Genomic DNA, 12587 nt, shown 5'->3' with positions numbered 1-12587 from the left:
ACTAATTCGCAATAAAAATTTTCTTTTAAAGAGGTGAATGGGATCTACAAGATACCCAAATAATGATGAAATTTGTATGTATTGAGTGTAAGAAAGAATCTACTTCAAACGAGTTTGTATATCATTGTTCATGCGGCGGTCTGCTTGATATTGTGCATGACTTTCAACATTATGATGCTGACTTATTAAAGCATTTATTTAAAGAACGTCTTTCTGAGCGGATGACACCTTATGCAAGTGGTGTATGGAGATACAAAGAGTTAATCTTTCCTGAGTTGCCTGATAACTTTATTGTCACAAAATATGAAGGGAATACAGGATTATATGCGTCAGAATTACTACAAACTTATACAGGGCTTAAACAAGTTTATATCAAGGCACAAAGTGAGAACCCTAGTGGTTCATTTAAAGATAACGGCATGACTGTTGCTGTTTCTCATGGCAACTCCTTAGGGTATAAGAAGTTCACTTGTACGTCAACCGGGAATACTTCTTCTTCTTTAGCGATGTACGCATCCATTGCTAACGCAGATTCTTATGTGTTCGTCCCAGATAAAGATATCTCTTTAAATAAGGTTCTGCAGACAGTTTCTTATGGTGCAAAAGTGTTTAGTTTTCCGGGGACTTATGATGACGGCATTCATTTTTTGGAAAAATATAGCAATGAACTTGAATTATATGTTTGTAATTCTATCAATCCATTTAGAATAGAAGGACAAAAAAGTATTATTTATGAAATCGCACAGTATTTAAACTGGGAACTACCTGAATGGATAATCGTTCCTGGTGGTGCTTTAAGCAATGCAACAGCATTAGGAAAAGGATTATCTGATTTATATACGCTGGGATTAATAAAGAAAATGCCGCGAGTGGCAGTTGTTCAAGCAGAAGGTGCTAGTCCGTTTCATAAAATGGTGTCCCAACAACAAAAGGAACTTATTCCTGAGCCTGTTCCATACACTCGTGCTTCTGCGTTGAATATCGGTAATCCACCAAGGTGGAAAAAAGCGCTGCAAACTCTATTGCAAACACAGGGAGTTACTATATCTGTAACGGATGAGGAAATTCTTGATGCTAAAGCTATGATTGATAAAAGTGGAATTGGCTGTGAGCCTGCTTCAGCGGCAACAATTGCCGGACTGCGCAATTTAGTTTCTAAGCAGGTAATTGATAAAGAAGAATCCGCCTTATGTATTCTGACTGGAAATATTCTCAAAGACACGGATGTTTTAAAGTACTACCATCATGAGGAAAATACCAATGCCACCTATAAAAATACCATCCATCATACCAATCTATCACGAAACAGCATAACTAATAGCATGAACGGTGAAAAATGAAAGTCGAAAGAACTTGACGGCTGATCGAAATTCTTTTTATGAATCTACTTTAACAAAAACGTTCCTACCTCTACAGGAACGTTTTTATTACTACATTTGTATATCCTATTTAATTTTTTTAAATAACGCTCGATAAATAGTTGACTTAAGCAAGCATTTTGGCTAGAATAAGAAAATAATGACATTATACTATTAAATGAGGTGTTAAAAATGATAGATGTGCAGAGTAAGTTTGGATTTGAATTCAGAAAATTCAATAGATTTTACACAGATGTTTTAGGGTTCCTTAATGAACATATCTATAATAGCCCTTTTTCATTAACAGAAACTCGTATTCTCTTTGAAATTTATAATACAGAAAATTGTACAGCCAAAAATATTCAAGAAAGATTAGATTTAGATGGCGGTTATGTAAGTAGAATTATCAAAAAATTCGAAAAAGAGAAAATGGTTTATAAGCAAAAATGTAAAGATGATGGCCGTAATCATCTTTTATATGTTACCAGTCATGGGGAATTGATTTACAAAGAGTTGGAGAAAAAAGCTAATCAGCAAGTAGAATACATACGTGAAGCTTTGAGCCCTGAACAGCAGCAAAAGCTGATAGCCTCCATGTGTACAATCCAAGAAATTCTTTCTGCCTCATTTAACGAAAAAAACGAGGAAGCCGTTTCTATTAGAAGTTATTATACTTTAGAAGATATTAACAACATGATTAAACAACAATGGTTATTTTATAATCAAGTCCATAAATGGGATTATAGTTTTTTAGCCTATCTTGAGGAGACATTTCATGCTGATATCGAAAGAATCTGGATTGCAGAAATAAATCGTGAATTTGCAGGCTGTATTGGCTTAGTAAATGATGGCAATAAAGTAGGACAGTTAAGATGGTTTTTAGTAAATCCATCCTTTCACAAAAAAGGAATCGGCACCCAACTTATTAACGCTCTTATCCAATACTGTAAAGATCATGATTATGAACGAATTTTTCTTTGGACCGTTAGTGATATGGTGACAGCTAGACCACTATATAAAAAATTCGGATTTGAAATAATGGAAATACAAGAGAAAAAGTCTTTGTGGGGAGCCAATTTAATAGAAGAACGCTGGGATTTAGATCTTAAAAAAAGCTAATCACTATTATTTAAGGGGTAAATATGCAAAGAACATTTCATTACGCATGGATTATTGTTTTTGTTACATTTTTGACTTTTTTAGCCGTTCAAGGTGTTCGCCTTTCATTTGGAGCTTTTGTTGAGCCATGGGAAACAGATTTTTCCATGGATAGAGGAACCATTTCTCTTATCTCCACTTTGAGTTTTGTCATCTATGGGCTGTCTCAACCACTTATTGGGAGACTAGTAGATAAATGGGGGGCTCGTCTCATTTTATCCTTTAGTACTTTCCTAGTAGGAATAAGTATTTTTCTTACAGCTTTCGTAACACATCCCTGGCAGTTATTCTTTCTCTATGGAATTATGGTTTCTCTCGGTGTGGGAGGAGCATCCAATGTAGCTGCCACAGTAGTTATAACCAATTGGTTTAACGAAAAACGTGGACTTGCGTTTGGAATTATGGAGGCTGGCTTTGGTGCAGGACAAATGCTTCTCGTCCCTGGATCTCTTTTGCTGATCCATTTACTAAATTGGAAAATGACCGTAGTTATCTTAGGCGTCTTTTTAGTGCTTTTTGTCTTTCCTATCGTTCTTTTATTTTTGCGAAATCATCCTAGAGAAAAAGGGATAGTTCCTATTGGCGGCGAAATTGCCGAAGACGATACAGTTCCAAAAAAGACTCTAGACACAAACGCTTCCATAGGTAATGTCTTTCTAAAAAGACAATTTTGGTTTTTAATTTTACCTTTTGCAATCTGTGGTTTTACTACCACAGGATTAATGGATACACATCTTATACCATTTTCGCATGATCATGGTTTTTCAACAAGTGTTACTAGCGCTGCCGTAAGTATACTTGCTGGGTTTAATATTATTGGTATCTTACTATCTGGTATAATAGCTGACCGCTGGAGCAGCCGCAAAATGCTATTTCTATTATATGGAATGAGGGCAATATCTATTGGGATTCTCTTGTCTAGTCACAATCCTGCATTATTACTTATATTTGCAGTAATCTTTGGATTGGTCGACTTTGCTACTGTTGCTCCAACTCAATTGCTGGCAACGCAGTATTTTGAGGAATATTCCATTGGATTCATTTTAGGGTGGCTATTTCTTAGTCATCAAATAGGATCGGCATTGGGCGCCTATTTACCAGGCTTCTTTTATAACGAAACAGGTAGTTATACTATTTCTTTTTATTTTTCCATAATAATCTTAGTAGGAGCAGCCATCTTAAACATATTCCTTCCTGAACCTCATAAGATTACACAAAAAGAAAAATAGCCGTTCAAAAATAGCTACAAGATTAAAGGTAAGCCTAATAAACTGGCTTACCTTTCTATTAATTTACCCTGTTATGTTGACTAAATTTATTCGAAATTAATCAAGATATTACTTTATCCAATTTTCCTAATAATCTTTTATACTTTGATAAAGTTTCTTGATCTTCTATCTTAATACCTGATTGGAAAAATGTAACGTCGCCAGTTCCCTCTTTATTTATTAGATTCTTTTCTTCAAGAATTCTTTTTAAATTCTTTGCTGTTCCCATACTTCCAGAAATTATATTCGTATTATCAGGGAAAATTGCTCTTATGCTGTTTTCAAAATATGGGAAATGGGTACATCCAAGCACAATTGTTCCATATTGCGTGATATCGAACGAAGCCAATTGTTCTTTTAAATAAGGAATTACTTTCTCTTTCCTGAATTCAAAGTTCTCAGCAAATAGGACAAGACCAGGAAGAGCTAAACTGTCAACAATATCATGTTGGTCCAAACTTCTGACAAGATTATGAAATTTTTCTTCTTGAAGAGTTAAATTAGTTGCCAATACTAATACCTTTTTTTGTTTTCCTTCACAACTTTGAATTGCTGGTTTTACGGCAGGTTCAATTCCCAAAATAGGAAAATCATATTTATGGCGAAGATCGTCTACGGCGATACTCGTTGCCGTATTACAGGCAATCACTAATGCTTTAATGCCTTGATCAGCTAAGAAGTCTGCTGCACTAAAAATATAATCTCTTACTTCTTCTTTCGATTTTTCACCATACGGAACATGTAAGGTATCTGCATAAAATAAGTAATCCTCATTTGGAAGCAACCGCAATGCTTGGTGAAGAACACTCATTCCACCAATCCCAGAATCAAAAAATCCTATTCTCACTACTTTTCAACCTTCTTCTTATGTATTTATATCACTTATTAAGAATACCATTTTTTCTAAACATTTTTAAGTTCTAACTTTTGTTTAGGTAAACTGTCCTTTATAGTTAGAAGAGTTTGCGGAACTATAATTTAACAAAAAACGTCTACTACCTTTATGGATTATATTTTTTAAATCGAAATTATGAAAGCTATCTAATGAATTAGGAGTCCCTCAAGTGTATAATATTATGAATTTTCCTATCAGAGCAGCAATGCTAAACAGGCATTGCTACCCAATGTCCGGCTGAAACCTCTTTAAGGAGCGTATTCTCCACCTCATATTTAACTTGTCGATTATCTATTGGATCCATTTTTTTCTTATTTTTTTCTATCTTCGGATCAGGGATTGGGATGGCGGAAAGTAATGCCTTCGTATAATCGTGAAAAGGATTGGAATAAAGCTCTTCGCTTTCGGCAATTTCTACTATTTTCCCTGCATACATGACAGCGACTCTGTCACAAATATGTTTCACCATAGCTAAGTCATGAGCAATAAACAAATACGTAAGACCCAGTTTTTGTTGCAATTCTTCTAGGAGCTTTACTATCTGTGCTTGAATGGACACATCCAACGCAGATAACGGTTCGTCACAAACGATGAAAGATGGCTCCACTGCCAGTGCTCTTGCAATGCCAATTCTTTGCCTTTGCCCGCCTGAAAATTCATGTGGATAACGGTAAGCGTGACTAGCTTCCAACCCTACCATTTCTAATAACGCTTCTACCCTTTTTAAACGGTGATGGGGATCTTTATATAGCTGATGAATATCTAGCGCCTGGCCAATAATATCAAGAACTTTGAACCTTGGATTAAGACTTGCATATGGATCTTGAAAAATAATTTGCATATGACGTCGAAGCATTTTCAACTCTTTCTTATTTAGTCGATTAACAGGAATTCCCTGAAATAGGGTTTCGCCACTAGTTGGCTCATGCAAGCGTAAAATCGATCTTCCTGTCGTTGATTTACCAGATCCTGATTCTCCCACAAGCCCTAATGTTTCACCAGCATGGATATGAAAACTAATGTCATCTACTGCTTTTAATATTTTCCCCTTGCCAAGATCAAAATGCTTGTTTAATGAATTAACCTCAAGGATTGGATGAAGACGCGCTTCTGAAGTTATACTGACTTTTCGTTTCACCTTCTTCTTCTCATCAAGTCTTGGTAAAGCATTTAGCAGCTTTTTTGTATAGGCATGCTTGGGCTGCTCAAAAATGTCCTCTGTTGTGCCAGTCTCTACTATTTCTCCTTCTTTCATCACTACAACACGATCACACATTCCTGCCACTACTCCGAGATCGTGTGTAATTAGAATGATAGAAGTGCCGAATCGCTGCTGCATCTCCTTCATCAAAGCAAGAATCTGAGCCTGAATGGTAACATCTAATGCCGTAGTTGGCTCATCTGCAATTAGAAGAGTTGGCCGGCAAGCCAATGCCATTGCGATTACTACTCTCTGCCTCATCCCGCCTGAAAATTCATGTGGATACTGATTAAATCTTTCATCGGGATTCCTTATACCAACAAGCCGCAGTAATTCCATTGCCTGATTTTTCGCTTGTGATTTTGACAGACGTTGATGCTTAGAAATCCCTTCTGCAATTTGCTTCCCAACTTTAATCGTAGGATTTAAAGAAGTCATTGGATCTTGAAATATCATTCCAATATCCTTCCCGCGAATCCCTTCCATTTCTTTTTCCGTTTTTTCTGCTAGATTTTCTCCCAAAAATGTTATATCGCCACTTTTCAAGTGAGATGGCGGGGATGGTAGTAGTCGCATAATAGAACGAGCTGTTACGCTCTTTCCACTACCGGACTCCCCAACTATACCTAATGTCTCTCCCTTTTTAATATCAAAACTAACTCCCTTTACCGCTTCAAGCTCTTGTTCATTTGAAGTAAATGAGACTCTCAGATTATCAACCTTTAATACTACTTCCATAATCTCCCCCACTATCTTTTTTCTTATTTCTCGTTTTCTTTCAAACTATGTATTGATTTTTCTGATATCTACAAATAAAATATACTATACAGGTCGGAATAATGCAATTTAAAGAAAAAGGGGGGAAACAATACTTTGGAACCTGTTCATGTAAAAAGCACCAACGTTAGTAATCGTACTAGAGCATTCTGTAATCTTGTACAAGAAAGCTTTATAAAGCTTCAAAAAAGACCTGTTTATCGCTGGGCAATCTATATTTTGGGCTTGCCTCTCACACTCTTCGCCTTGTTCCTGTATTTGTTCAAGAAACAGAATGATCCTTCAAAAAAATCTATGGAAGAAATAGAAGAACAATTACGTAAAGAAGGGCATTGGGAAAGCTTACATAAAAAATTTCGCTTACAACTAGAAAAGAAGGTACAATTTTTCAATCAAGCACATACACCCTCTGAACTAAATAAAGAAGCAAGAAAATGGGCGAATGAGCAATTTCAAACGGACATAATGGAAAGAAGCAAGGAAAAAATGCTTGCGTTAGGAAACAAGAAGGTATCCTTTTCAGAAACCTTCCTAGCTTTCATCACAAACAAAAAGATAATTTCCCTTTTGTTTTTACCTGGTTTACTGATGTATGTATTTTTGCTGATCTGTATTAATCCCTATCTAAAGTTCATCCTAGAGCGATTAATAATGAGCATTTTTGTCATTTTTGGCGTAACACTTCTTGTCTTTACTATTTTATATTTTTCACCATTTGATCCGGCAGTTAATATCCTTGGGGAAACAGCAACGAAAGTTCAGATTGCCAACTTTAATCATATCTATGGTCTTGATCAGTCTTATTTTCACCAATTGATACAAGCCTTTAAAGGAATTTTCACCTTTGATTTAGGCAATTCCTACACAGGAAATGAGGAAGTCGCAAACAGTATTGCAAGAAAGTTTCCAATCACATTTACACTTGCTTTTATTTCGCTTATTATGGCAATCCTTATTGCGATTCCTATAGGCATTATTTCAGCAACTAAACCTAACTCTATTTTTGATTATAGTTTTATGTTTATTGCTTTAATCGGTTTATCTATTCCAAATTTTTGGCAAGGGTTAATCTTTATTCTTAATTTTTCGATTAAATTAAAATGGTTTCCAGCTACATACGTACCTGATAATTGGATTTCCATTATCATGCCTGCAGTCGTTCTTGGAACTGGTCTTACTGCTTCTATTGCCAGGATGATGCGTTCTTCTACCCTTGAGATTATTAATGAAGATTATATTATCACCGCAAAGGCAAAGGGATTAAGCAAGTCAACTGTAATATGGAGGCACGCTGTCACTAATGCCATGATTCCCGTCATTACCGTCATCGGTCTATTGTTTGGCGGAATGCTTGGTGGAGCAGCTGTGACAGAAAAAGTTTTTAATATTAGCGGAATAGGAAGCTTTATTGTTGATAAGCAATTCATACCTGATATTCCGAGTATTTTGGGCGGAGTGGTTTATATTGCCATAACGATTTCCCTAGTAAATTTATTAATTGACGTATTGTATGCATTCTTTGACCCACGTATACGTACGAAAATGAAACAATATTAAAGCAGGTGTTACGATGTCTAATACTACGGTAGATACACCACATTACCGAAGAAAACAAGCACAGAAAGTACCTTTAGAATATTCACAAGCAGTTTTTTCCTTAATCGTTTCTCTTATTCTGACCATCATTTTCTTAATTAATGGCTTTGATTATTCATCAGCTGTGATTAAACCATTTTTCTTAAGTGCATTTGCTGCCTATCTATTCGTATCAATCATACAGATATTGATTACATGGAAGATTAAACAAAACCTGAAGCAGTTTGGCTCTATTCAAAAATCAACAAGAAAATGGGGATATTTTCAGTTATTAAGTGTACTGGTTGGGAATGTATTTACTGCTTCATCCGGACTATTACTAATTAAAGAAAACAAATCAATTGACTATATATTTGCTGTTTACATGCTACTAACACAGTTTTTTGTGATTGCTGTTTCTGCTTTAAATTTGTTTAAACCATATGTTGCAGATACGTTTTTACTAGGCATGTATATTCTCATTGCGATTTCTTTTTTTTATCTTTACGTCTTTTATTTTCTATTCAAAAAAGACAGAAGTACTTTAAACGCTACAAAAGTTATCGTACTTTCTTTAATCTTGTTCCTTACTGCACTATCAGGGAACTTATTTGCCCTTCTTTTAGGAATAAATTTCTTGCGTGATTTAAGAAAAGAAAAACAATCTGGGAAAGCTGGATGGAATACAACGTGGAGGAAAATAACCAATAATGCTTCTGCCATGCTTGGCCTATTCTTTATTATTTTTCTGTTTGCTTTATCTATATGCAGTTATCTGACATTCGATAAAGATATGGCAATGGAGAATAATTACGGTGCCATCCTTCAGACACCCAGTCTTGCCTATCCTTTAGGTACAGATGATTTTGGTAGAGACCTTTTTTCTAGAATTATTTTTGGAGCAAGAATTTCATTAACTGTAGGGTTTCTATCTACTATTATTCCATTATTTGTCGGTGGGTTCTTAGGTGCCTTAGCTGGTTATTATGGTAATCGAGCAGATAACGTAATCATGAGACTATTGGATGTATTGTACGCTATTCCTGGTATTTTACTTGCAATTGTCATTATTGCCGCATTTGGTTCGAACACTATCACCCTCATTATCGCTTTAAGTGTTGGATCTATCCCAACATATGCACGCACGATGAGAGCAAATATTCTCATGATTACGAATCTCGAATATATTGAATCCGCAAGAGCATTGGGAGCAAATAATTTTACCATCCTGTTTAGGCACGCAGTTCCAAACTCGCTTGCACCGATGATTGTTAAGTCAACCCTTACTATTGGCAGTGCTGTGATAGCTACAAGCAGTTTAAGCTATCTTGGATTAGGGGTTGAACCGCATATTCCAGAATGGGGGAATATTCTAAAAATCGGGAGTGCCTATCTTGAATCCCATTCCTATCTTGCCATTTATCCTGGATTATGCATCATAGCCTTAGTCCTTTCCTTCAATTTTTTGGGAGACGGTCTTCGAGATGCATTGGATCCTAAGTTAGATTAATAAAAAAATATATTTAGGGGGAATTTTGCATGAAAAAGAGTTTATTAGCCTTCTTGCTTGTCTTTGTTTTAGTCGCGGCAGGATGTGTCAATACGAAATCAAGTGTTGAGGAAGACAAAGGGAATGATGGGAAAACAAGTGCAAAACCTACCATTGAAATCTTGGGCAGCAGCACAAGTGAGTCTGACATCAATATTTTAAGAGATCAATTAATAAAAAATGGATTTGATGTTAAATTAAATCTTCAACCAGACTATGCGAGCTTCAAAGCGCAACAAGATGCTGGAAATTATGATGTTGCGGTATCTAGCTGGACGACTGTAACAGGTAACCCAGATTATGCAGTACGCTCCCTCTTTAAAACAGGCGGAGATTATAGTATTTTAGCAGATGAAGACATTGATACTTTAATTGATAAGGCAAGTACGCAATCACCGGATGAATATAAAGAAACATATAAGGAATTAGAACAAAAACTAGTATTTGATAAAGCTTATATCGCTCCTTTATACATTTCTTATAAAGCCCAAGGAGTAAATAAAGAAGTCTTGGATCCAGCAACTGTTCGACTTGCAAAATCTAGAGCAATCGCTTGGGAAACAATTGACTTTAAAGATACTTCCAAACGAAATACGGATCCATTAATTGTTCAACAGGCTATTTCTACACTGACATCTCTTGATCCGATTAAAGGAAATGATGGATCTATTAATACATTAAACACAAATATGTATGTCCGTTTAATTAATTTAACAGATGACGACCAAGTCACTGCGGAAGGATCTCTATCTCATAATTACAGTATCGCTGATGGAAATTCTGAATATTACTTCTTACTAAGAGATGATATTAACTTTGCACAAATCAAAGACAAGAAAGCTGTTGACACTGGAGAAAGAGTTGGTGCAGACGATGTTATCTTCTCGCTTGACCGCGCCAAAGACAAAAATTCTGTTCCGGATCACCGTACATACAGCCTTCATGAACATATTAAAACAACGGAGCTTGTGACAGATTTAGCAAAATTAAATGCGAAAGAAGCTGGAAGCGGCACAACCATAAAAGCAGCACTAGAAAAAAATCTTGACAAGGAAATTACGGAATTAGTCTCTGATAAAAAAGATGCAAATAATAAGGAAGGCAAATATCAAGTAGTTAAAGTCACTACTACTGAGCCATTCCCCCAAGTTTTAAATTATTTAGCCCATCAATCTGCAGGTATCGTTTCGAAGAAACAAGTAGAAAGTATTAATACGTATGATGTAGCTTCCTTTGACATTAATAAAGACATTCCTTATGGGGATCAAAATACAGTAACTGAAGGCGACAAATATAATAATACATTATTTGCTAGCGGTCCCTATATTCTTTCTTATAAAAATGATTACGAAGCAGTATTCTTAAAGAATCCTGCATACCAAAAAGGTACCGATTTTGAGCCGAAAATTTCTACTGTTCAAGTACGCTTTATAGCAGATGCTGATAGCGCCCTTTCTTCTTTACGAAATGGGGAAATTCACCTTTTCAATGGAGTACCTGAAACGAAATATAATCTAGTGGAAGAAGATAGCAAGCTTACCCTGCAACGCCAAGAAAGTAACGGTGTAACCTACTTATTATTCAATACGAAAAATAGAGAAGTAGCGAATAGTGATGATTTAAGAAAAGCAGTATTGTATTCTATTAATCAAGACGACTTTATTAACTATTATCAAGGCAATAAAATTAAAGCAGTTTCAACCGTAAGTCCATTAGTAGAGACTGGCAATGAGTTAAACGCCGATGCTGATAAAGTAAAAGAGTATTTAAAAAAGTACAACGAAGGTAAATAACTATTCCTCTCTCTATCCTATCTTTTAGTTAGGATGGAGAGAGTTTCCCACCAAAAACCAAATTCTCATCCATTTTTTCTATAGATATTCTTCTAATTAACTTTAGATGGTGTTCTCTCCTATTTATGAGTAAAAATGCTCCCCCTAACCTTTTTTGCAAAGGTATTGTGAATCAAGAAGCTTAGCATATTATCCATCACCATTTTTTGATTAAAGAATTACTTCCTTTATTTTTTCAAAAGTATTACTAATAATCTCTCTTGAGAATTCTTAAATTCGTTAATAATAATGAAATAATCAAAATAAGAATAGCCAATGCCCACCAGAAGGCATTAATGGGCGCATCATGCTCCACAATAATTAATCTTACTATAGCTGTAATACCAATATAAATGAGATAGCGTAATGGAAAATGAAAATGCGAATCAAAATACTTGATTATTAAAGCTATAAATTCGAAGTATAAGAAGAAAGTAAGCAGTTCCTCAGTAAATAAATAATAATCTCTTTCATCCTCTGTTACAAAAGCGACATAGGAAAAGATAAACCATGTTTCTTTTATAAGAAGAAAACTCAATGTTATCCCTATAAGAAACAAACAGCTATTCAATAATGCTTGTAAAAATATAGGCAGTTGCGTAAAAAACTTGATTAGATTAGCTCTAACACTTTGCATCCATCTAGCTCCTTTTATTAGGTATGTTATCTATTTAATATGAGCCATATTTTTATTATTAACCATTAAAAAGGAGGCTTTTTAATACTTCTCATTTACATCATCTTATTCCAAATCTATGCTCCTAAACAGGCTATCGCTAATATAAATCCCCTTTCTTAATGACGTATTATGCTGTAAATCTTTCCTCTCACCATACCTCTGTCTTCGGACCTTTCGTTAAAACTTTATTTTTTGACATTAACAATAGCAATTTTGAGATAACTGTTTCTCACTCTTCTTTGCTATGTTAAATCCCATTCGACAGGTTTACAATTGTATAGTATAATTTTCCTTT

9 protein-coding genes are annotated in these 12587 nt (G+C 35.2%); 6 read left to right on the top strand and 3 right to left on the bottom strand.

Annotation, left to right across the window (positions count from 1 at the left end):
- The first annotated feature begins 65 nt into the window (after positions 1–65).
- From thrC to MHH96_RS15530, 3 genes are all read left to right on the top strand, one after another.
- A complete protein-coding gene (thrC, locus tag MHH96_RS15540) occupies positions 66–1340 on the top strand; it encodes a threonine synthase (protein ID WP_047940281.1) in 1275 nt (424 codons plus the stop codon).
- Positions 1341–1550: 210 nt separating this feature from the next.
- On the top strand, positions 1551–2477 hold the full coding sequence (locus MHH96_RS15535; RefSeq protein ID WP_047940095.1) for a bifunctional helix-turn-helix transcriptional regulator/GNAT family N-acetyltransferase: 927 nt from the start codon (positions 1551–1553) through the stop codon (positions 2475–2477).
- 23 nt (positions 2478–2500) lie between these two features.
- The gene (locus MHH96_RS15530) at positions 2501–3745 is read left to right on the top strand and encodes an MFS transporter (RefSeq protein ID WP_047940094.1); all 1245 of its coding nucleotides are present in this window, start codon (positions 2501–2503) and stop codon (positions 3743–3745) included.
- Between the two features lie 100 nt (positions 3746–3845).
- On the opposite strand, the gene murI is transcribed toward MHH96_RS15530, so the two are convergent.
- Together murI and MHH96_RS15520 are read right to left on the bottom strand one after the other, a co-directional pair.
- A complete protein-coding gene (murI, locus tag MHH96_RS15525) occupies positions 3846–4631 on the bottom strand; it encodes a glutamate racemase (protein WP_336045437.1) in 786 nt (261 codons plus the stop codon).
- A 256-nt stretch (positions 4632–4887) separates the two neighbouring features.
- Positions 4888–6618 (bottom strand): ABC transporter ATP-binding protein, encoded by a 1731-nt coding sequence (locus tag MHH96_RS15520; protein WP_341117639.1) that lies wholly within the window; start codon positions 6616–6618, stop codon positions 4888–4890.
- A gap of 135 nt (positions 6619–6753) precedes the next feature.
- Here MHH96_RS15520 and MHH96_RS15515 point away from each other — a divergent pair, with 135 nt between their 5' ends.
- From MHH96_RS15515 to MHH96_RS15505, 3 genes are read left to right on the top strand one after another with little or no spacing between them, the layout of a single operon-like run.
- Complete coding sequence (locus tag MHH96_RS15515) at positions 6754–8214, top strand: ABC transporter permease (RefSeq protein WP_061796621.1); 1461 nt, start codon at positions 6754–6756, stop codon at positions 8212–8214.
- A 13-nt stretch (positions 8215–8227) separates the two neighbouring features.
- Positions 8228–9742: an ABC transporter permease gene (locus tag MHH96_RS15510; protein WP_341117637.1), complete on the top strand. Its 1515-nt coding sequence runs from the start codon at positions 8228–8230 to the stop codon at positions 9740–9742.
- A gap of 29 nt (positions 9743–9771) precedes the next feature.
- The gene (locus MHH96_RS15505) at positions 9772–11574 is read left to right on the top strand and encodes an ABC transporter substrate-binding protein (protein ID WP_047940090.1); all 1803 of its coding nucleotides are present in this window, start codon (positions 9772–9774) and stop codon (positions 11572–11574) included.
- A 247-nt stretch (positions 11575–11821) separates the two neighbouring features.
- Here the strand turns inward: MHH96_RS15505 and psiE are convergent, their stop codons facing one another.
- Entirely contained in the window at positions 11822–12250 is a 429-nt protein-coding gene (psiE, locus tag MHH96_RS15500; protein WP_047940088.1) for a phosphate-starvation-inducible protein PsiE, read from the bottom strand.
- Positions 12251–12587 lie beyond the last annotated feature (337 nt).

The sequence above is a fragment of the Niallia sp. FSL K6-0212 genome (genome assembly GCF_038007605.1).
Lineage (GTDB): Bacteria > Bacillota > Bacilli > Bacillales > Cytobacillaceae > Niallia > Niallia circulans.
Note: the sequence above shows the minus strand (reverse complement) of the source record. Positions and strands in the feature narration are given on the sequence as shown.